We start from the raw sequence: 21658 nt of genomic DNA on the forward strand, positions 1-21658 counted from the left end.
CACAGAATCATTGTGGGAGCGGGCTTGCTCGCGAAAGCGGTTGACCAGGCAACGAAGCACTCAAGCCAACAGCATCTGCCGCAACTCGACACAATCCGCCGCATGCCAATCAGTCAATTCCGGCCATGGATTATCCGGCAGATTCACCAATACAGTCCGCGCTCCCGCCGCCCGCCCACAATCGAGATCGAAGCGGTAGTCGCCAACCATCACCATCTCGCTCGCCGGTACATTCCAAGCTTCGGCCAGTTTCAGCAACCCGCCCGGATGCGGCTTGGGCGGCGCATCATCGCGGCCCAATACATCCTCCAGCGCAAAGCAGTCGGCCAGGCCAATGGCCTCCAGCGTGACATGTGCCAGCTCCCGGGCATTGCGCGTGAGAATGCCCAGGCGATAACCGCGCCCGGCCAGTTCGCGCACCAGTTCCACCGCACCCGGTGCCGGTTGCGAACCGAGGGCCAGGTCCCGCTCATGCTCCAGCAGCCACGCATGTTTGGCTGCGGCTTCATCGGCCGGCAGTGCGGCGAGGTGGGTCAGGATGTCGTGTTCGGCAGGGATCGCCAATGCCACGCGAATCGCCGCGAAGTCGTGCACGGCCACGGTCAGGGTGCCGTCCATGTCGAACACCCAGTGACGCACGCCGGCCAGGCTCATGCCCAATCCTTGCGATGACGGATCAAGCCTTCCTGGGTGACCGAGGCCACCAATTGTCCGGCACGGTTGAACACGCTGCCACGGGAGAATCCACGGGAGTTGCCGGCCCATGGACTATCCATTGCGTAAAGCAACCAGTCATCGGCACGCAGATCCTGGTGGAACCACAACGCGTGATCGAGGCTGGCCACCTGCATGTCCTTGTTCCAGACCGTTTTGCCATGGGGCTGCATCGAGGTGACCAGCAGACCGAAGTCCGAGGCATAGGCCAGCAGGTATTTATGCAGCGCCGGCGAATCGGCCAACGCCCCGTCGGCGCGGAACCAGACGTACTTGACCGGATCGGAGGGCAGCGGGTTGTAGGGATCTTTCTCGGTCACTGGGCGAAATTCGATCGGCTTAGGGCACAGCAATTTTTCGCGCATTTTCTCGGGGATCAGGTGCGCGCGCTGCTGGGTGATCTCCAGCTCCGATGGCAGGTTTTCCGGACCGACCACTTGCGGCATTTCGGACTGGTGCTGGAAGCCTTCTTCGTCGTACTGGAACGACGCACTACAGGTGAAGATCGGGTGGCCCTTCTGGATCGCCGTCACCCGGCGCGTGCTGAAACTGCCACCGTCACGCACCCGGTCAACCTGATACACCACCGGCAACCCGGCATCGCCCGGTCGCAGGAAATAGCCGTGCATCGAATGCACATGGCGCGCCTCTTCCACCGTCTGACTGGCCGCCGACAGCGACTGACCGAGTACCTGACCACCGAACAGCTGACGAAAGCCCAGATCCTGGCTACGGCCACGGAACAGGTTTTCTTCGATCGGTTCCAGGGTCAGCAGGTCGACCAGATCATCCAACACTTGGCTCATTCAGATGCTCCTCACGCAAAACATTGCCGCGCAGCCTTGGCTGCAACGCTCGATTCAGTTTCTGGACTCTACCCATGGGGGCCATTGTAAACGTCCGTGCCAGGTTATCCATGCAAGGTTTGCAGCCATTGCTCCCGGCTGATGCGATACAGCACATGCCGACGCAACGGATGATCGACGTCGAGTCGCGGGTGATCGAAGTCATTTTCCGGATCATGGTGCATGCCGATGGCCTGCATGACTTTCTCTGACGGCAGGTTGGTTTGCGTAGTGAAGGCCACGACCTCTTTCAGCGGTAAGCGGTCGAACCCGCAGCGCAGAGCGGTCCACGCCGCTTCACTGGCGTAACCCAACCCCCAGTGCTCGCGGGCCAGGCGCCAGCCGATTTCCGTGGCCGGGGTAAAGGGTGCATCGAAACCGACTACGCCAAGCCCGGTAAACCCGATGAACTGGCCAGAGTCCTTGCGCTGCAAAGCCCAGAGACCATAACCGTGCTCGGCGAAATGACCACGGATTCGCCCGATCAATGATGCGCTTTCCAGTCGGCTCAAGGTTGCCGGGAAATAGCGCATCACCTGCGGATCGGCACACATCGCCGCAAAGTCAGGTAAATCTTCATCGCGCCACTGGCGCAACAGCAGCCGGGCGCTTTCAAGTTCCAGTATTGGCTCCATTGCTCCCCGCCCTCCGTTTGCATGCCGCAAGTCTACAACGCTGGTAGGATTCTTCTCTCATTCCTGAATGAAATCATCATGCCGCTCCCGCTGATTTATCACGAAGACTACAGCCCCGAGTTTCCGGCGGATCACCGCTTCCCCATGGACAAGTTCCGCCTGTTGCGCGATCACCTGGTGGACAGCGGCCTGACCCGCGATGCCGACCTGTTGCGCCCGGAGCTGTGTCCCGCAGAGATTCTCGCCCTCGCCCATGACCCTTCATACATCGAGCGCTACATGAGTGGCGAATTATCCCGCGAAGACCAGCGCCGCCTCGGCCTGCCCTGGAACGAAGCCCTGGCCCGGCGTACGGTGCGGGCGGTGGGCGGCTCGTTGCTGGCAGCCGAGCAGGCGCTGGAGCATGGTCTGGCCTGCCACCTGGCGGGCGGCACCCACCATGCGCACTACGACTACCCGGCCGGGTTCTGCATCTTCAATGACCTGGCGGTGATCAGCCATTACCTGCTGGAAAGTGGTCGGGTGAATCGGGTGCTGATCTTCGATTGCGATGTGCATCAGGGCGACGGGACCGCGCGAATACTGCACAACACTCCGGAAGCGGTGACCGTTTCCCTGCACTGCGAGAAGAACTTTCCCACACGCAAGGCCGAAAGTGACTGGGACATTCCGCTGCCCAACGGCATGGGCGATGTCGACTACCTGAAGGTGGTGGACGATGCACTCAACTACCTGTTGCCGCTCTACCAGCCGGACCTGGTGCTGTATGACGCCGGAGTCGATGTGCACAAGGACGACGCCCTGGGTTATCTGAAGCTGACAGACGAAGGCGTCGCCGCCCGCGATGAAAGCGTGATGCGCCATTGCCTGGGCCGCGACATTCCGCTGGTCGGGGTGATCGGCGGCGGCTACAGCAAGGACCGCCAGGCCCTGGCCCGCCGTCACGGCATCCTCCATCACAGCGCGCAGCGCGTCTGGCAGTCATCAGGTTGTCACTGAGTTGTGGATGCTTTACCCACAATGCCTGTGGAACTGCCTGTGGATAACCTGAGTGAAAGGGCCTGTAGCCCATGCTGCGTATAGGCTACAGAACGGTGGTTGTTTTTTAACCAGCCCTCCAATACACCGATCATCCCTGTGGGAGCGAGCTTGCTCGCTCCCACAGGGATTCGGGCTGGTAGAATGCCCGGCTTATCCCGCCAGACCGCAGCGCATCCCATGACCCAATCCTCGTCACCCCTTCCCCCTCACGTCGCCATCATCGGCGGCGGCCCCGCCGGTCTGATGGCGGCCGAAGTGTTGAGCCAGGCCGGGATCAAGGTCGACCTGTACGACGGCATGCCCTCGGTCGGACGAAAATTCCTGCTGGCCGGCGTCGGCGGCATGAACATCACGCACTCCGAAGCCTACCCGGCGTTTCTCTCGCGCTACGCCGAACGCGCCCCGCAGATTGCCCCGCTGCTGCGTGGCTTCGGCGCCGAAGCGCTGTGCCAGTGGATTCATGACCTGGGCATCGAGACCTTCGTCGGCAGTTCCGGCCGGGTATTCCCCACCGACATGAAGGCCGCGCCACTACTGCGCGCCTGGCTCAAGCGCCTGCGCGACAGCGGCGTAGTTATCCACACCCGCCACCGCTGGCTCGGCTGGGACGAGCGTGGCGGATTGCGCATCGACAGCCCGGAAGGCGAAAAAACCGTGCAAGCCGATGCCACCCTGCTCGCCCTCGGTGGCGGCAGTTGGTCGCGCCTGGGTTCGGACGGCGCATGGATGCTGGCACTGGAGCAACTGGGTGTAGGACTGGCGCCATTGCAACCGAGCAATTGCGGCTTCGAGGTGCAGGCCTGGAGCGAATTGATGGTCAGCAAATTCGCCGGTGCGCCGCTGAAAAACATCGCCATCGGCCTTAACGATGACGTGCCGCGACTTGGCGAATGTGTGATTACCGCCACCGGAATCGAAGGCAGTCTGATCTACGCCCTGTCGGCACCGATCCGCGAGGCAATCAACCGGCACGGCTCGGCAACCATTCATCTGGACCTGTTGCCCGGCCGGCCTGTGGATAAAGTTCAAGCGGCGTTGAGCAAGCCGCGGGGATCGCGTTCCATGGCCAAGCACTTGCACAGTCAGTTGGGCATCGATGGCGTAAAAGCGGCGCTATTGCGTGAACTGGCCAGCGCCGATTGCTTTGCCGACATGGCCTTGCTGGCCAAATCGATCAAGGCATTGCCACTGACGCTGGTGAAAACCCGACCACTGGATGAGGCCATCAGCAGTGCTGGCGGTGTGTTGTTCGAGTCGATGGATGAGCGATTGATGCTCAAGCAACTGCCTGGCGTGTTTTGCGCCGGGGAAATGCTCGATTGGGAAGCGCCGACCGGCGGCTATCTGCTGACCGCGTGTTTCGCCAGCGGGCGAGCGGCGGGGTTGGGGATGGTGGAATGGTTGCAGCGCAAGGGCTGAAGACCGAGGCGCGCCCTTCGCGAGCAAGCCCGCTCCCACAGGGGATTTGTGAACAACACAGATCCAGTGTGGGAGCGGGCTTGCTCGCGAAGGCGGCCTAACAGACGCAGAGGTAAATCAAGGCTTACGCTTGCGCGGCCCGGTATTGAACACCGGCACTTTGCGCACAGGCTTGATCGAAGGTTCCGCTGGCGCAACCTCTCCGCTATCAACCCACCGCCCCAGATTGCGTTTACCACCGCCACCACCGGAAGCCTTGGGCTTCTTCGGTTTTTTCGGCTTTTTGACGACCTGGCCACTGGCATCGGTGTCCGGCACGCGGTGTTCAGGTTCGAAGTCCGGCTCGTTCTGCCGCTTCAAGGTCTGGCGGGTCAGCATCTCGATGGCCGACAGCAGATTCACTTCATCGGCGCAGACCAGGGAAATCGCCTCGCCGGTCGAGCCCGCGCGGCCGGTACGACCGATACGGTGGATGTAGTCCTCAGCGACAATCGGCAAATCGAAGTTGACCACCAACGGCAGGTCTTCGATGTCCAGGCCACGGGCCGCCACGTCGGTAGCGACCAGGATCTGCACTTCACTGGCCTTGAAACGATCCAGTGCGCGCTGACGAGTCGCCTGGGGTTTGTCGCCGTGGATGCCGTCTGCGTTGATGCCCAGGCCCTGGAGTTTATCCACCAGCGCATCCACGCCGTTGCGGGTCTTGGCGAACACCAGCACCTGCTTCCACTTGCCCTTGCGCATCAGGTGCACGAACAGTTCCGGCTTGCGCTTCTTGTCCACCGTCACGATCCATTGCTTGACCGTATTGGCCGCAACGTTGCGCGGGCTGACCTCGATGGTCAGCGGATCGTTGAGCATTTGCCCGGCCAGCAGGCGGATGTCGTCGGAGAAGGTCGCGGAGAACAGCAGCGTCTGACGTTTCTTTGGAAGAGCGCGGTAAATGTTCGCCAACTCCTCGGAAAAGCCCAGGTCGAGCATGCGGTCGGCTTCGTCCAGCACCAGGGTCTGCAGCTGGTTGAACTTCAGTGCGTTCTGGCGGAACAGGTCGAGCAAGCGGCCCGGAGTCGCCACCAACAGGTCAACACCGCTGCGCAGTTTCATCATCTGTGGGTTGATGCTGACGCCGCCGTATACCGCGTAGGTGCGCAGCGGCAGGTTTTCGGCGTACTGGCGCACGGCTTCGTGAACCTGCTCGGCCAGCTCGCGGGTCGGTACCAGGATCAGCGCGCGAACCGAGTTGGCGGTGACTTTCGGCCCTTCCATGGCCAGCAGTTGCAACAGCGGCAGGGCGAAACCGGCGGTCTTGCCGGTGCCGGTCTGGGCGGAGGCCATCAGATCGCGACCGGCCAGCACTGCCGGAATGGCTTGCGCCTGAACCGGCGTCGGTGTCTGGTAGCCGAGCGTCTCGAGGGAGCGCAGCAAGGGTTCGATCAGGCCAAGGGTGGCGAAAGTCATGGGAGTACCGTAGGAAAATTCAGCGCGGGTTGTTCAAAACAAGTGTGCAAAACAAGATGCAATGCCGCGCAGTTTACCCTAATTCACACGGGATTCTGTCGGTACTGCCGTCACCACCACTGGCCGTTCTGGCGTGCGGCGCCATTGTGGCAAGCCGATCAACACCACGGCACTGATGATCACCGCCATCGCCAGGGCTTCTTCGATGCCGATGGTCTCGCCAACGAACACGATCCCCAGCAACACCGCCACCGCCGGGTTGACGTAGGCATAGCTTGTCGCAGCGGCCGGACGCACGTGTTTCAGCAGATACATGTAGGCGTTGAAGGCGATGATCGAACCAAACACCGTCAGGTACGCCAACGCAGCCCAGCCTTCGATCGGCGGCACCTTTTCCAGCTGCTCACCGCTGACTGCGCTGGCGATCAGCAACACCACACCGCCCACCAGCATTTCCACGGCGCTGGCCATCGCGCCCTGAGGCAGCGGCAAATGTTTGCTCCAAACAGAACCAAACGCCCAGGTCGCCGCAGCAAAAATCAGCAACGCCGCACCCAATGGACTCGATTGCAGGTTGGAACCCAGGTTGAGCATCGCAATGCCGATCATCCCGAGCACAATACCGGCCCATTCAAGACGGGTATTACGCGCGCCCCAGAAATATCCGCACAGCAGGGTAAACAACGGCACCGTCGCCACCGCCAAAGCGGCCACCCCGGAAGCCACGCCCGTGTGTTCGGCCACGCTCACAGCGCCATTGCCGCACGCCAGCAACAAGATCCCGATGATGCCAGCGGCTTTCCACTGCGCCCAGGTCGGTGCCGGCGCCCCGCGCCAGCGCAGGAAGGCATACATCAAGGTCCCGGCGATCACGAAGCGGATGCCCGCAAGCAGCAACGGCGGCCAGGACTCCACGCCGATGCGGATCACCAGGTAGGTCGAACCCCAAATCACATACAAAGCGAAGAAGGCAGCGATCAAGGGTAAGGGAAAGCGACGAAGGCCGGACATGGGGGCAGCTCACAGGCAAGGACAAGTGAACGACTATTCTAGAAAGGCCAGCGTCGGAAAATAAGTTACAAAACCTGTTTAAAGCGCCAGTACACTTTTCAAAACACGGAGTTCAGCGCTATAAACCGTATTTTCGAAAGCTGGCCATTTTCAGGAGTCACCCCGATGGATAAGTACGACCGCATGCTGCTCAGCGCCCTGCTGGAAAACGGTCGCGCGTCCTACGCGGACCTGGCGCGCAAGGTCAACCTGTCTGCCCCGGCCGTGGCCGAGCGCGTGGCCAAGCTCGAAGCCAGCGGCGTGATCACCGGTTATCAGGCGAAGGTCGACATGGCCAAGCTCGGCCTGCCGATCCAGTGCGTGATCGAACTGCGCCTGAACCAGCACGGTAACCAGAAAGCCTACGACGACCTGATCAAAATCCCGCAATTGACCGAATGCCATCGGGTGACCGGCGACCCGTGCGTGATCATGCAAGCGGCGGTGGGCTCAATGCCGGAGCTGGAAGAACTGATCAACCGGATCGCCACGTTTGGCTTCAGCAAGACGTCGATTGTGTTGTCGAGTGCGATAGAGAAGCGGGTGCCATTGGGGCACATCGAAGGCAATGGCAAATAGCTTTCTTTGGGACCGTAGGAGCTGCCGAGTGAAACGAGGCTGCGATCTTTTGACTTTGATTTTAAAGATCAAGATCAAGAGATCGCAGCCTCGTTTCACTCGGCAGCTCCTACAGGGGTTATGCGGTGTTTTCGGGATCAGCGATAACGCTTTAGGTGCTCGCCCACTTTCGCCGCCGGCACTTTCTGCAACTTGCACAGCAAATCATGGGACAGCTCGCGCAAGCCATGCTTGTGCCGCAGTTCGTCCGCTAGGTGCGCCGTCAGGTTGGCCGCCATCTCGGCATCGGCCATCGCCCGGTGGGCCTTGCCGGTGTGGGGCAAGTTGGCGAACGTGGTGAGGGTGCCGAGTTTGTGGTTCGGCGCGGCGGGCATCAGGCGTCGGGCCAATAGCAGCGAGCAGGCAAAGTTCTGCAAGCGGGTGCGTTTGATTCGTCCGAGCTCGAAGTCCCAGAACTTCTGGTCGAACGCGGCGTTGTGCGCCAGCAATGGCGTGGTACCGACGAATTCATTCACTTCATTCATCACCTGCTCCGCCGACGGCGCGGTGCGCAGCATGGCGTTGCTGATGCCGGTGAGTTGTTCGATGAAGGCCGGGACGCGTACGCCGGCGTTCATCAGGCTTTGGTAACGCTCGACGATGCGCCCCTGTTCAAGGATCACCACGGCGATTTCCGTAGCCCGGCAGCTGCTGCTCGGGGAGATCCCGGTGGTTTCAAAGTCGATGACTGCTATGCGTTCCAAACCTGTTTCAACTCCGTAAAAATCAATTCTTGAGCAGCAACGCGCCTTCGATCGGCACGTAGCGGCTGGCGGCGCGGATCAGCGAGTTGGCGGTCAGGCCCGGCACGCCGTAGGCCACCGCTTGCACCCCGTGTTTGCTGATGATGCGTTCCAGCAGCATGTCGAAATCGCCATCACCGGAGGCCAGGACGATTTCGTCGACATGGTCGGCGGCATCCATGATGTCGAGGGTAATGCCCACGTCCCAGTCGCCCTTGGCCGAACCATCGCTGCGCTGGATGTACGGCTTGAGCTTCACGGTGAAACCGAGGTTGCGCAGGATCTGCTGGAACTGCTGCTGTTTGCTGTCGCCACGGTCGATGGCGTAGGCGTAGGCTTCGACGATCTCGCCCTGTTTGCTGATGTCAGCCCACAGTGCGGCGTAATTGAAGTGGCAACCATAGGCCTGACGCACGGTGTAGTAGAGGTTCTGGACATCGGCGAACACTGCGATTTTTTTCACCGGCTTTCCTCGAGGCTGAATCAGGCACCAGGCCCGAAAAGTCGCCCAGTATGCCAGCCCGAAGGATTGTTCCGCGAATAATCGGCCCGGAGCGTGGTTGCGCTCCGGACGAATGGCGTGTCAGACGAAGGAATCGTCGTCGCCGCCGAAAAACGATGAGCTGTCATCGCTGTAGTCGGCGTCGCTGAATCCGCCCTGATCGTTGCTCCTGGAATCGTTACCGGCCATGCGCTGGTCATCGCCCCAGCCATTGTTGCTCTGGTCGTTGACCTGGGCCGGCTCTTCCTTGATGACTTCGACGACTTCCGGTTGCTGATTGTGATGGAACAGGCTGCTGATGCCTTGTGCCAGCATCACGCCACCCGCCACGCCGGCGGCGGTTTTCAGCGCGCCACCGAGGAAACTGCTGCCGGCCGCTGCCGGAGCCTGTTGCTGGGGTGCATAGCCCTGTTGTGGAATGTTCTGCTGTGGCGGCTGCGAACCGAACGACGAGCGTCCCGGCTCACGCCAGCCACCGTTCGACGGCGGTGCGTTCTGGGTTGATGCGGGCTGTGGCTCGCGGGAGTTGCCGCCAAAGATGCTCGACAAAAAGCCACCGCCACTCGGCGCAGGAGCCGGGGTCGCCTGGGCCTTGGCCTGTTGCAGTTCGGCCTGCAATTGCTGGACTTGCCGGGTCAGTTGTTTGTTCTGCTCATCGAGGCTCTTGATCGCCGCCTCTTGCACCAGAATCGCCTGGGTCATGAAATAACCTGCCGCGGGCTGGCGCGTCAGGTGTTCCTTGATCCGCGCCTCGGCCTGGGCGTCGCGCGGGGCTGAGTCCGTTTCGGCCTGTTGCAGCCGGGAAAACAGTCCATCGATCAGGGTTTGTTCTTCGCTGTTCATGGCGACCTCGTAGATTGCCGGGGAAATCGTTGCCTTTATCCAATGAGGATAAGGTGCTCGACCTTAATGGAGGCTGAAACAAGATGTTTCAATGTCCTTTACCGAACGTTTACGTTTGCTTCCCCCTGCGCTTGATCGGTTAAAGTGGGCCACTGCTTCCAACCTGCGATACCAACTGATGAATCCGTTAGATGTGCTGCGTGACTCCCTGTATTTCTTCAAGCGCAATCTGGGCCAGATCGTGCAACTGTGCCTGCCGCTGGTGATGCTTGAGGCACTGCTGCAACAAGTGGTCGACCATTCCACCGAGCCGGACAGTTTCCCCGGCATCAGCGTGATTGTCGGCTTGCTGGTGTATCCGCTGTACACCGCCGCGCTGATTCTGTTTCTCGACGCCCGCAGCCGAGGCGAATCGCCGAGCAACCGCGAGCTGCTGTCCAGGTCCGCCTATCTGTGGCCGCGCTTCGCCCTGCTGACGGCGCTCAATACCGTGCTGATTCTGCTGGGCCTGTCGCTGTATTTCCTGCCGGGTATCTACTTGATGGTGACCCTGGCGTTTGGCGAATACCTGTTGGTGTTGCGCGGCCTGGCGCCGCTGGCGGCCATGAAGGAAAGCCTGCGCATGACCCAAGGGCATTTCTTGCGCATCCTGCTGTGCATTCTGTGTGTGATGGGGCCGTTGTGGCTGCTAAAGGGCGTGACGCTGGCGGCGTACCCGGAACCGCAGAACCCGGTGATCTCACTATTGATCGACAGTGCCCACAGCTTCCTGCAGCTGTTTACCAGCGTGGTGCTGTTCCGGTTGTTCATGCTGATCAACCCGTTGCCTGAGAGAAATGACAACTCGCTCTGACCTTGGGCGCGACCATCGCTCTCGGGTATGCTCGGGAACAATTCTGTAACGCTATTAAGCCGAGCCATGACCCGTCTACTGCGCTACACCCTGCTGGGCCTGCTGATCATGACCGTCCTGATCAGCGCGATGATCTACAGCCTGACCTGGCGCCCCGACGCCAAAGAAGTGTTGCCAGTCAGTTGCAGTGCCCAGGCCCCTTCCCTGGTCCCCGGGCAGGCGTTGAAGGTGATGACCTGGAACGTCCAGTACCTGGCCGGCAAGCGCTACGTATTCTGGAATGACCTGGCCGCCGGCACCGACGAACGTCCCACAGCGGAAGACATGGCCTTCAGCCTCGACGAAGTGGCGCGGGTGATTCGCGACGAACAACCGGACATCGTGCTGTTGCAGGAACTGGACGACGGCGCCAAGGCCAGCGATTACCAGCAGCAGTTCAAACTGCTGCAGGAACGGCTTGCCGACTTGTATCCCTGTGGCACCAGCGCGTTCGACTGGAAGGCCGACTTCGTACCGAACCCGCACATCTTCGGCAGTGTCGGCCGGCAACTGGCGACCCTGAGCCGTTACCGGATCGAACATGCCGAACGCCTGCAACTGCCCATCGCCTCGGGCAATCCGCTCAGCCGCCAATTCAAACCCAAAGACGCCTTGCTGGTGAGCTACTTGCCGTTGATTGATGGCGGGCAAATAACGGTGCTCAATACCCATTTGGACCGCGCCAATCGAGCCGACAACACCTTGCAAAACCAGGTGAACGCCGTGGCCAGGGCCCTCGATAAACTCGAAAGCCGTGGCACGCCGTGGCTGATCGGTGGGGATTTCAACCTGTTGCCGCTGGGCCAGTATCGACGCCTGTCCGACGCACAACGCGCGCCCTACTCCTCCGACAGCCCGCTGCACCTGCTGTGGGACAAGTACCCGATGATCCCGAGCAACAACGAAGCCAGTGGTATCGACCGCGAACGCTGGCTGACCCATTACCCGAACGATCCCGGGCTGAACGGCCCGGACCGGACCGTCGACTACCTGTTCTACAGCCCGCGGATCAAACGGGTGGAGGCGATGGTGCGGCAGGATGATACGTTGCGCATCTCCGATCACCTGCCGGTGATTGCGCGGTTTTTGTTGCCGGTTGCGCCCTGATACCGAGGCAACACAATACCTGTGGGAGCGGGCTTGCTCGCGAAGAGGCCAGTACATCCGAGATCAATGTTGTCTGATACACCGCTTTCGCGAGCAAGCCCGCTCCCACAGGGTCTGTGTATGCTCGACTTAATGCACCTCCTCCAGATCATCATGCAGCAGCCCGAAGATCTCGCGCTTCATCTCGATGAACGAGCGCTCCATGACCATATCGAGGTTGCGTGGACGTTCGATCGGCACATCCAGAGTCTGCTTGATCCGCCCTGGCCTGGCGCCCATCACATACACCCGGTCACCCAGCAGAATCGCCTCGTCGATGTCGTGGGTCACGAACAACACGGTCTTTTTGCTGTTGCCCCACACCCGCAGCAATAACTGCTGCATTTGCAGGCGCGTCTGGCTGTCGAGGGCGCCGAAGGGTTCGTCCATCAGCAGGATCTGCGGATCATTGGCCAGCGCGCGGGCAATGGCGACGCGCTGCATCATGCCGCCGGACAACTGCTTGGCGTAGTTGTCGGCAAAGCCGCTCAAGCCCACTTCATTGACGTAGTAGTCGACGATGTCCTTGCGTTGCGCCGCCGGCATGCCGCGGCGCTTGAGGCCGAACTCGACGTTCTGCCGCACCGTCAGCCACGGGAACAGCGTGTAGCTCTGGAACACCATGCCACGGTCCGCACCGGGGCCTTCCACCTGTTGGCCGCCGACGTAGATCTCGCCCGAGGTCGGTTCGGCCAGGCCGGCGGTGAGGTACAGCAGGCTCGACTTACCGCAACCCGAAGGTCCGACCAGTACCGCAAATTGCTGGTCCGGCACCTCGAACGACACTTCCTCCAAGGCGGTAAAGGTACCGCCATCGGGTTTCTTGTAACTCAGGCTGACCTTGTCCACCTTCAGCCGAGGCGCGTTCACTGGGGCAGCATGAGGCGCGGTAAAACGATGAGTGGCGGCGGTTACTGAGCCCATGCGGTGATCCTCAGGCGTAGGAAACGGAACAGTTGATCGGTGACCAGGCCCAGCAGGCCGATGATCGCGATGGCGAGGAAAATCACATCCACCTGGAAGCCACGCATGGCCTTGAGGCTCAGGTAACCCAGGCCACTGGAAGCGGCGACCAGTTCAGCCACCACCAGGTAAGTCCAGGCCCAGCCCATGGTCACGCGCAAGGTGTCGAGCACACCAGGCAGGGAAGCCGGAGCGATCACATGCAGCACTGCATCGCGGCGATTGGAACCGAGGGTGTAGGAGGCGTTGATCAGGTCCTTGGAGATGCCTTTGGACACGTCCGCGATCATCACCAGTTGCTGGAAGAACACGCCGAAGATGATCACCGACACCCGCTGCTCCAGACCGATGCCGATCCACAGGATGAACAGCGGCACGAAGGAGGTCACCGGCAGGTAGCGAATGAAGTTCACCAGTGGCTCAAGAAAGGCCTGGACGATGCGGAAGCTGCCCATCAACAGTCCCAGCGGCACCGCCACCAGGGACGACACGATGAAACCGACCATCACCACTTCAACGCTGGCCCACACATGTTGGCCAAGGGTGCCGTCGCGGCCTAACCGCACGGCGGCCTCGACCACCGCGCCCGGCGTCGGCAGGAACATGCCTGGCACCACGCCACCGTAGGACAAGCCGGCCCACAGACCGACCAGCAGCACCCAGGCCAGGCCGCTCGCGCTCCAGATCACCGAGACCGGCAAACCGGTCTTGGGCGTAATGCAACGGCTCAGCCATGAATTGCGCTTGAACATGCAGCCTCCTAGAGCGGGGTGACGAAACGGTTGTCGATCAGGTCGTCATTGCTGACGTTGTAGGGCTTGCCCTGCAGCTCGCTGGCGGTCTCGTTGGCCAGTTTGATCAGCGGTGCGCTGTCACCCGGCTTGCCCGGCGAGCCCAGCAGTTTTTCGCTCATGGCCTGATCGTAGAAACGCACGCCTTGCGCTGCGGCTTCCAGCTCCTTCGGATCGGCCAGGTAACCGCCGACACCCTTGGCCATGATTTTGTAGGCTTCCTGCGGATGATCCTTGGTGTACTGCACGGCTTTGTACAAACCGGCCACCAGGGCCTTGACGTCTTCCGGCTGTTTTTCGATCACGCTGCAATTCAGTGCGACCACATCGACGATCACCCCCGGTGTGCTGCTGCTGTCGATCAGCACCTTGCCCTGCTTTTTGTCGCGAACCATCGACAGGTGCGGCTCCCAGGTCACGGCGGCGGGTACGCGACCGGCGATGAACGCGGTGGCGGCGTCGTCGGCCGTCATGTTCTGCACGGTGATGTCGCTCATGCTCATGCCGTGTTTTTTCAGCAGATAGGACAGCCAGAACTGCGAGGTCGAACCTTCGTTGACCGCAACGGCCTTGCCCTTGAGTTCCTGCAGGCTCTTGATGTCCTTGCCTACCAGCACGCCGTCGCCACCATGGCTGTCGTCCAGCGCGGCCACGGCCTTGAAGCAGAATTGCGGACGGTACTTGAGCACCTCGTCGATGGTCGACGCCGAGCCGGACAACTCGCCGGATGCTTGTGCGGCCATGTACATCGCCGCTTCCTCGACCACCGGCAATTCGACGGTCAAACCGTTTTCCTTGAAGTAGCCAAGGTCCTGGGCCAGGTACAGGGTGCCGTAGCCGACCCAGGTGGTATGACCGATGGACAGAGTGCCGGCCTGGACGCTGGTGGCAACCGTCGCGGCGATGGCGGTGACCGCCAGCGGATAAGTGAAGCGGGTGAGCAAGGACTTGGTCATGGAGCACTCCCAAAGCTGTTGATTTAGTTTTGTCATGGGCAGTACGGCCAGCCCTGAATCGGCTGCGACCTGTGGTCTCTGGATGGACCCTTCGGCGGGCAGCATTCGGCGGGCTGGCGAGATCGATGTTGGCCCATGGGAGGGCTTAGGAAAACGAGGAAATATGTGGATGCGAGTGATGAAAAAACTGGTTAGCGCGCACCGCGAAAGGGCGCTGTGGGCGGGGATGCCCGAGGTGGGTGCAAAGCTTGAGAACAGCAAAAGATCGCAGCCTTCGGCAGCTCCTACATTGGAATGCGATCCCCTGTAGGAGCTGCCGAAGGCTGCGATCTTTTATGTCTGTCGCAATCGCGAGCAGGCTCGCTCCTACAGGGGTCTATGTCGCCCTCGTTTCCGATGATCGACACAAATCCAATGTAGGAGCGAGCCTGCTCGCGATAAGGTCCGCAGGACCTTCCAGCAAGATCAGAGCCGGCCGTATTCCTGCGCCGTACGATCCACCGCTTTCAGGGTCTTGGCGATCAGCTCATCAATCTCTTCACGACTGGCAATCAACGCCGGCGCCATGATCATCCGGCCCAAGGTCGAGCGAATGATCACCCCCTCCTCGAAACCGATCGTGCGGCAACGCCAGGCAATATCGTTCTCGTTGGCAAAACGCTTGCGAGTGGATTTGTCTTCGGCCAGTTGCAACGCCGCGACCATGCCGGTGCCCTGGATGTCACCCACCAACGGGTGCTTGCCGAACACTTCCCGCAGGCACTGTTGCAGGTAAGGGCCGATGTCGTCCTTGACCCGCGTCACCACGCCTTCGTCACGCAATGCCTTGAGGTTGGCAATCGCCACCGCCGCCGCCACCGGGTGCCCGGAATAGGTCAGGCCGTGGGCGAACACGCCGCCCTGCTCCACCAGCACCGAAGCCATTTTCTTCGACAGGATCAAACCGCCCATGGGGATGTAGCCCGAGGTCAGGCCCTTGGCGATGGACAGGGTGTCCGGCTCGAAACCGAAGTACTCGTGGGCGAACCATTCGCCGGTGCGACCGAAGCCGCCGATCACTTCATCGGCGCACAGCAGCACGTCGTACTTGCGGCAGATGCGCTGGATTTCCGGCCAGTAGCTTTCTGGCGGGAAGATCATGCCGCCGGCGCCCTGGAACGGTTCGGCGATAAAGCCCGCGACCTTGTCCGCACCCAGTTCGAGGATCTTCGCTTCCAGTTGCTGGGCCGCGCGCAGACCGAATTCCGCCGGTGTCAGGTTGCCTTCGTGGGCGAAGAAGTACGGCTCGTCGATGTGCTCGATGTCCGGAATCATGCCGCCCATTTCGTGCATGAATTTCATGCCGCCCAGCGCCGTCGCGGCCAGGGTCGAACCGTGGTAACCGTTCCAGCGGCCGATCATGATTTTCTTCTCGGGCTTGCCGAGCACCTGCCAGTAACGACGCACCGTGCGGATCAACACCTCGTTGGCCTCGGAGCCGGAGTTGGTGTAGATCGCGTGGCTGTAGTGAGCCGGCAGCAGGCTGAACAGCAGCTCGGACAGCTCGATCACCTGCGGGTGGGTGGTGTGGAAAAACATGTTGTAGTACGGCAGTTGCTCCAGCTGCTGGCTCGCAGCAAAGGCCAGGTCCTTGCGCCCGTAACCGAGGTTGGTGCACCACAGCCCGGACATGCCGTCGAGGTAACGCCGGCCATCGTTGTCCCACAGGTGCAGGCGTTCGCCACGGACCATCACCCGTGGCCCCTCGTCGTTGAGGGCTTTTTGATCGACGAATGCATGGATGTGGTGCGCAGCGTCGGCGGCCTGGTAGTCGCGGGTGTCACGTGGTGTGGTCATCGCCAGTTCTCCGTTTTGTTATCAGCGCAATTGAAACCAGGTGGTCTTCAACTGGGTGTATTTATCGAATGAATGCAGGGACAGGTCGCGGCCGAAACCCGACTGCTTGCCGCCGCCAAAAGGCACGGTCACGTCCAGCGCATCGACGCTGTTGACCGACACCGTACCGGCCCGCAATTGTCGCGCCACACGGTGGGCGCGGTTGAGGTCGTCGGTCCACAGCGAAGCCGCCAGACCGTAGACGCTGTCGTTGGCCAGTTGCAAGGCGTGGGCCTCATCGTCGAATGGCGTAATCGCCAGCACCGGGCCGAACACTTCATCGCGAAACAGCGGCATGTCCGGGGTCACACCGGTGAAAATCGTCGGCTGGATGAAGTTGTCCGAGCCGTTGAAGATCGACTGCCGACCGCCACAAACCTTAGTCGCGCCTTGCTGTTCGGCCTGCTGGATGAACTTCATGATCCGCGCGGTCTGCCGGCTGTCGACGATGGCCCCGGCGGCGCTCGACGGGTCCAGAGGATCGCCCGGCAACCAGCGTTCAGCCTGGGCCTTGAGGCACTCGACGAACTCGTCATGAATCGAGCGCTGCACCAGCAACCGCGAGTTGGCCGAGCAGACTTCGCCCTGATTGAAGAAGATGCCGAACGCGGCTTTTTCCGCGGCCAGATCCAGGTCCTGACAATCGGCAAACACCAGGTTCGCACTCTTGCCGCCGCACTCCAGCCACACCTGCTTGAGGTTCGACTGGGCCGAGTACTGCATGAAATATTTGCCGACTTCGGTGGAGCCGGTGAACACCAGGCAATCGACGTCCGGGTGCAGGCCGAGGGCTTTGCCGGCCTGCTCGCCGAGGCCCGGCAGTACGTTGAGGACGCCTGCCGGAATCCCCGCCTCCAGCGCCAGCTCAGCCAGGCGCAGGGCGGAAAACGGCGACTGCTCGGCCGGTTTGAGGATTACCGAGTTACCGGCGGCCAGGGCCGGGGCGAGTTTCCACGCCGCCATGTCCAGAGGGAAATTCCACGGCACCACGGCAGCCACCACGCCGAGGGCTTCGCGAGTAATGGTTGCCAGCACGTTCTGCGCGCTGGGGGCGATCTGGTCGTAGAGTTTGTCGAGGCTTTCGGCGTACCAGCGGAACACGCCTGCGGCACCCGGCACGTCGATGTTGTAGGCATCGGTGACGGGCTTGCCCATGTTCAGCGAATCGAGCAGCGCCAATTCTTCACGGTTTTCCAGGATCAAGTCGGCCAGGCGCAACAGTACTTGCTTGCGTTCGGTCGGCGAGCGCGCAGCCCAGGTGCCAGCCTCGAAGACCTGCCGCGCATTGTGCACCGCCGCGTTCACATCTTCTTCACCACAGGCGGCAACGTTGGCCAGGCATTGCCCGGTGGCGGGGTTGATCGCGGCGAAGGTCTGCCCCGACTGCGCCGCGCGGCGCTGGCCGCCGATCACGGCCTGGTCGGGAAACCGCAGGGAAGCGGCCTTGCGTTGCCAATACTCAAGCTCGAACACGTTCAGATGCTCCAGAGGACATTCTTGTGTATTGGATAGTCGCTCAGGCCCGAGCGGTGGAAAACCAGTAAAAATGTGTTCGCAGGCCAAGAAAAAACTACGTAGCCAATCTCCCTTCTGGCGCAGCATGTGGTTATTGTTCAAACACAACAAATCGCTACCCGAGCGGATAGGGTGGCGCGCAAATTGCCAGGATGCCTGATCCGTTCTCCCCCGAGGTTTGCTGTGGCTGCCTACAATCTGCGTCAACTGAAATACTTCATCACCACCGTCGAGTGCGGCAGCGTCGCCGAGGCCTCGCGCAAGCTGTACATCGCCCAGCCTTCGATCTCCACGGCCATCAAAGGGCTGGAAGACAGTTTCGGCGTGCAACTGCTGATCCGCCATCATGCACAGGGCGTGTCATTGACCCCCAGCGGTGCACGCTTCTACCGCAAGGCACAGGAACTGCTGCGCATGGCCAAGGAGTTCGAGCAGAACGCCCTGGCCGACAACGACGTGGTCTCCGGACAGATTGATATCGGCTGTTTCGAAACCGTCGCGCCGCTGTACCTGCCGCAATTGATCGCAGGATTTTCGGCGTTGTACCCGGGGGTAGAAATCCGCATCCGCGATGGCGAGCAACAAGAGCTGGTGCAGGGCCTGACCTCCGGGGCCTTCGATCTGGCGATCCTCTACGAACACGACCTGGACGGCACCATCGCGACCGAACCGCTGATGCCGGCGCAACGACCTTATGCGTTGTTGCCGGCGGATCACCGCTTTGCCCATCAGGCGCAGGTGTCATTGCGGGACCTGTGCCTGGAACCGATGATCCTTTTGGACGTGCAGCCGAGCCGGACCTACTTCGTCAGCCTGTTCGAAGAGCTGGACCTGACCCCGCGCATCGCCTTCAGCTCGCCATCGATCGAGATGGTGCGGGGCATGGTTGGCCAGGGATTCGGGTTCTCGATCCTGGTGACCAAGCCGCATTCGGAGTGCACCTACGACGGACAGAAAGTAGTGTGCGTGGACATCGCCGAAAACGTCACCGGATCCGGGCTGGTGGCCGCATGGCTCAAGCGTGGGCAACTGACCAAGCCGGCGCAGTTGTTCGCCGACTACTGCCGCGAACAACTGACCGCCAAATCCGAAAGCTCAAGGCCGTCCGTGTAGGAGCTGCGATTACTTGCGCGGTTTTATCCGTGCAGTCGCCTCCGCCACCAGCGGATCATCCGGCCAGTAATGCTTGGGATAACGCCCCTTCAAATCCTTCTTCACCTCGGCATAGGTGCTGCGCCAGAAGTTGGCCAGGTCCTGAGTCACCTGCACCGGTCGCCTTGCCGGGGACAACAGATGCAGCTTGACCACTTGCCGGCCGCCGGCGATGCGCGGGGTTTCGGCCAGACCGAATAACTCCTGCAATCGCACCGCCAGAATCGGCGGCTGTTCGCTGTAGTCCAGACGAATCGACGACCCCGAGGGCACGCTCAAATGATGCGGCGCCAGCTCGTCCAGCCGTTGCGGCAGCGGCCACGGCAGCAGGTTGTGGACGATGCTCGACAAGTCCAGGTTGGCGAAGTGACTGAGCCGAGAAACCTTGCCCAGATACGGCATCAGCCAGTGTTCCAGATTCTTGAGCAATGCCGCGTCACTGACATCCGGCCACTCGCTCTCGCCCTTGGCGGCGAGGTCCAGTTGCCGCAACAAGGCGACCCGCGCCTGCCACTGACGCAGTTCCGGGGTCCACGGCAACAGCTCCAGGCCTTTGCGCCGCACCAGGTTCACCAGCGCCTGGCTACGGGCGGTTTCGTCGAGGCCGGTCAGTGGCTCGCGGCTGAGGATCAGTTCGCCAACCTTGCGCTGACGCTCGGCCCGCAGCACGCCCTCGCGCTCATCCCAATCCAGTTGATCGACGCAGCGCACCTGCTCGGCCAGCACTGAATCGAAGAGCGCCGGATCGAAGTCCGTCGCCAGGTAAATCCGCTCCTCACGCTGGCCCTGGCGACTGCCCAGATCGGCGATCACCAGCCACGCTTGCTTCATCAGGCTGTCGGCTTCGGCGAACAGTGCCGCACGACCGTTGGCCAAACGGTATTCCGCGCCACCGGCACGCCGTTGTTGGGCGACCCGGTCGGGATAGGCCAGCGCCAGCAAGGCGCCGAGCCAGCGTGGATGGTCGGGATCGCTGACCGGCTCCGAGGCTTTGCCACGCAGGTAACCACGATATTGCCGCGCCAGTTGCCGTGCGCGCTGCACCCCGCCCTGCGCGCCGCGTGCAGCACGCTCTTCGCCGGACAGCAGCGCCAGTCGGCTATGCAGGTCCGCCCCGGCGCCGCGCAAGATATCGCGCTCGCCGAGCAGTGCCGCGACATCGCAGGCCATGTCCGCCAGCCCCAGCGCCTGGCCACGCAACAGTAAATGCGCGATGCGCGGATGCGCCGGCAGTTCGGCCATGGCCTGACCATGGCGGGTCAGCGCTTCCCCTTCCAGCGCCCCCAGGCGTTCGAGCAGGTCCTGAGCCTGTGCATAAGCGGCGGCCGGCGGCACGTCGAGCCACACCAGTTGCCCGGGCGTCACGCCCCAACGACCAAGCTGCAAGGCCAGCCCGGCGAGGTCCGCCGAGAGTATTTCCGCACTGCCATAGGCCGCCAGTTGCTCGTGCTGGTCCTGGGACCACAAGCGATAACACACGCCCGGTTCCAGTCGCCCGGCCCGGCCAGCGCGCTGGGTGGCGCTGGCCTTGGAAATGCGCTGGGTGTCGAGACGGGTCATACCGCTACCGGGGTCGAAACGCGGCACCCGCGCCAGCCCGGCATCGATCACGACCCTCACGCCATTGATGGTCAAACTGGTCTCGGCGATGTTGGTGGCCAGCACCACTTTGCGCTTGCCCGCCGGTGCCGGATCGATGGCTGCCCGTTGCGCCGCGAGGTCCAGTTCACCGTGCAACGGGCACAGTAGGACCTGAGTGTTTTCGCCCAAGGCATCGGCCAGTTGCTGATGCACGCGGCGGATTTCTGCTTGCCCCGGCAGGAACACCAGCACACTGCCGGTCTCGTCGTCCAAGGCTTCGAGGATGGTCTGCACCAGACGCGGCTCGATGAATTCACCGGCCTGGAATGGCCGCCCCCAGCGCATCGCCACCGGGTACATGCGCCCTTCGCTGCGCAGGATCGGCGCGTCGTCGAGCAACCCGGCCAAGCGTTCGCCTTCGAGCGTGGCAGACATCAAGAGGATTTTCAGCGGCTGATCGTCACGGAACAGTTCGCGGCCATTGAGGCTCAGGGCCAGCGCCAGATCAGCGTCGAGACTGCGTTCGTGAAATTCATCGAAGATCAGCAGACCCACGCCTTCGAGCGCCGGGTCATCCTGCAAACGCCGGGTGAGGATGCCTTCGGTGACCACTTCGATACGGGTGTTGGGGCCGACCTTGCTGTCGAGCCGAATGCGATAACCCACGGTTTCGCCGACCTTCTCCCCCAGCTCACTGGCCAGCCGTTCAGCCGCTGCGCGCGCGGCCAACCGGCGGGGTTCGAGCATCAGGATGGTCTGACCGGCCAGCCACGACTCGTTGAGCAAGGCCAAAGGCACGCGGGTGGTTTTACCGGCGCCGGGCGGCGCTTCGAGCACGGCTTCGTGGCGTGTAGCGAGGGCTTCACGCAGGGCGGGTAAAACTTCATCGATCGGCAAAGAAATCATGCTGGCTCCAAAA

Annotated in this window: 20 protein-coding genes; 6 read left to right on the top strand and 14 right to left on the bottom strand. The window is 61.7% G+C overall.

The window, feature by feature from the left end; genetic code table 11:
* Positions 1-60: 60 nt before the first annotated feature.
* The 3 genes from ASD95_RS27280 to ASD95_RS27290 all read right to left on the bottom strand — a co-directional run bounded on the left by ASD95_RS27280 (position 61) and on the right by ASD95_RS27290 (position 2194).
* Positions 61-654: an HAD family hydrolase gene (locus ASD95_RS27280; RefSeq protein WP_056728782.1), complete on the bottom strand. Its 594-nt coding sequence runs from the start codon at positions 652-654 to the stop codon at positions 61-63.
* On the bottom strand, positions 651-1520 hold the full coding sequence (gene tesB, locus ASD95_RS27285; RefSeq protein WP_056728784.1) for an acyl-CoA thioesterase II: 870 nt from the start codon (positions 1518-1520) through the stop codon (positions 651-653). The genes ASD95_RS27280 and tesB overlap by 4 nt, the downstream gene beginning before the upstream one ends.
* Positions 1521-1624: 104 nt before the next feature.
* Positions 1625-2194: a GNAT family N-acetyltransferase gene (locus ASD95_RS27290; RefSeq protein WP_056728786.1), complete on the bottom strand. Its 570-nt coding sequence runs from the start codon at positions 2192-2194 to the stop codon at positions 1625-1627.
* A gap of 78 nt (positions 2195-2272) precedes the next feature.
* On the opposite strand from ASD95_RS27290, the gene ASD95_RS27295 reads away from it, so the two are divergent.
* Entirely contained in the window at positions 2273-3193 is a 921-nt protein-coding gene (locus ASD95_RS27295) for a histone deacetylase family protein (RefSeq protein ID WP_056728788.1), read from the top strand.
* Positions 3194-3412: 219 nt separating this feature from the next.
* Entirely contained in the window at positions 3413-4654 is a 1242-nt protein-coding gene (locus ASD95_RS27300; protein ID WP_056728789.1) for a TIGR03862 family flavoprotein, read from the top strand.
* Between the two features lie 117 nt (positions 4655-4771).
* Here the strand turns inward: ASD95_RS27300 and ASD95_RS27305 are convergent, their stop codons facing one another.
* Both ASD95_RS27305 and yedA read right to left on the bottom strand, forming a co-directional pair.
* On the bottom strand, positions 4772-6112 hold the full coding sequence (locus tag ASD95_RS27305; protein WP_056728790.1) for a DEAD/DEAH box helicase: 1341 nt from the start codon (positions 6110-6112) through the stop codon (positions 4772-4774).
* Between the two features lie 78 nt (positions 6113-6190).
* Entirely contained in the window at positions 6191-7123 is a 933-nt protein-coding gene (yedA, locus tag ASD95_RS27310; protein WP_056728792.1) for a drug/metabolite exporter YedA, read from the bottom strand.
* Positions 7124-7288: 165 nt separating this feature from the next.
* On the opposite strand from yedA, the gene ASD95_RS27315 reads away from it, so the two are divergent.
* Positions 7289-7741, top strand: coding sequence for an Lrp/AsnC family transcriptional regulator (locus ASD95_RS27315; RefSeq protein WP_007990688.1), 453 nt, complete (start codon positions 7289-7291; stop codon positions 7739-7741).
* A 137-nt stretch (positions 7742-7878) separates the two neighbouring features.
* On the opposite strand, the gene ASD95_RS27320 is transcribed toward ASD95_RS27315, so the two are convergent.
* From ASD95_RS27320 to ASD95_RS27330, 3 genes are all read right to left on the bottom strand, one after another.
* Positions 7879-8484, bottom strand: coding sequence for a 3'-5' exonuclease (locus ASD95_RS27320; RefSeq protein WP_056728794.1), 606 nt, complete (start codon positions 8482-8484; stop codon positions 7879-7881).
* Between the two features lie 22 nt (positions 8485-8506).
* A complete protein-coding gene (locus ASD95_RS27325; RefSeq protein WP_007990686.1) occupies positions 8507-8986 on the bottom strand; it encodes a LabA-like NYN domain-containing protein in 480 nt (159 codons plus the stop codon).
* A 120-nt stretch (positions 8987-9106) separates the two neighbouring features.
* A complete protein-coding gene (locus ASD95_RS27330; RefSeq protein ID WP_056728796.1) occupies positions 9107-9868 on the bottom strand; it encodes a DUF2076 domain-containing protein in 762 nt (253 codons plus the stop codon).
* 178 nt (positions 9869-10046) lie between these two features.
* On the opposite strand from ASD95_RS27330, the gene ASD95_RS27335 reads away from it, so the two are divergent.
* Both ASD95_RS27335 and ASD95_RS27340 read left to right on the top strand, forming a co-directional pair.
* Complete coding sequence (locus tag ASD95_RS27335) at positions 10047-10721, top strand: YciC family protein (RefSeq protein WP_056728798.1); 675 nt, start codon at positions 10047-10049, stop codon at positions 10719-10721.
* Between the two features lie 66 nt (positions 10722-10787).
* Positions 10788-11867, top strand: a complete 1080-nt coding sequence (locus ASD95_RS27340) for an endonuclease/exonuclease/phosphatase family protein (RefSeq protein ID WP_056728800.1) — start codon at positions 10788-10790, stop codon at positions 11865-11867.
* A gap of 129 nt (positions 11868-11996) precedes the next feature.
* Here ASD95_RS27340 and ASD95_RS27345 read toward each other — a convergent pair whose 3' ends face one another.
* The 5 genes from ASD95_RS27345 to ASD95_RS27370 all read right to left on the bottom strand — a co-directional run bounded on the left by ASD95_RS27345 (position 11997) and on the right by ASD95_RS27370 (position 17964).
* The gene (locus tag ASD95_RS27345) at positions 11997-12830 is read right to left on the bottom strand and encodes an ABC transporter ATP-binding protein (RefSeq protein WP_056728802.1); all 834 of its coding nucleotides are present in this window, start codon (positions 12828-12830) and stop codon (positions 11997-11999) included.
* Complete coding sequence (locus ASD95_RS27350) at positions 12818-13621, bottom strand: ABC transporter permease (RefSeq protein WP_007990681.1); 804 nt, start codon at positions 13619-13621, stop codon at positions 12818-12820. The genes ASD95_RS27345 and ASD95_RS27350 overlap by 13 nt, the downstream gene beginning before the upstream one ends.
* Positions 13622-13629: 8 nt before the next feature.
* Positions 13630-14616 carry an ABC transporter substrate-binding protein gene (locus ASD95_RS27355; protein WP_056728804.1) on the bottom strand — a complete coding sequence of 329 codons (987 nt, stop codon included), beginning with the start codon at positions 14614-14616 and terminating at the stop codon, positions 13630-13632.
* A 465-nt stretch (positions 14617-15081) separates the two neighbouring features.
* Positions 15082-16452 (bottom strand): aspartate aminotransferase family protein, encoded by a 1371-nt coding sequence (locus ASD95_RS27365; RefSeq protein WP_056728808.1) that lies wholly within the window; start codon positions 16450-16452, stop codon positions 15082-15084.
* 21 nt (positions 16453-16473) lie between these two features.
* Positions 16474-17964 (bottom strand): aldehyde dehydrogenase, encoded by a 1491-nt coding sequence (locus ASD95_RS27370; protein ID WP_056728810.1) that lies wholly within the window; start codon positions 17962-17964, stop codon positions 16474-16476.
* 225 nt (positions 17965-18189) lie between these two features.
* Here ASD95_RS27370 and ASD95_RS27375 point away from each other — a divergent pair, with 225 nt between their 5' ends.
* The gene (locus ASD95_RS27375; RefSeq protein ID WP_056728812.1) at positions 18190-19119 is read left to right on the top strand and encodes a LysR substrate-binding domain-containing protein; all 930 of its coding nucleotides are present in this window, start codon (positions 18190-18192) and stop codon (positions 19117-19119) included.
* Positions 19120-19128: 9 nt separating this feature from the next.
* On the opposite strand, the gene hrpB is transcribed toward ASD95_RS27375, so the two are convergent.
* Positions 19129-21645, bottom strand: a complete 2517-nt coding sequence (gene hrpB / locus ASD95_RS27380) for an ATP-dependent helicase HrpB (protein ID WP_056728813.1) — start codon at positions 21643-21645, stop codon at positions 19129-19131.
* Positions 21646-21658: the final 13 nt, after the last annotated feature.

Source organism: Pseudomonas sp. Root71, from assembly GCF_001429045.1.
GTDB lineage: Bacteria > Pseudomonadota > Gammaproteobacteria > Pseudomonadales > Pseudomonadaceae > Aquipseudomonas > Aquipseudomonas monachiensis.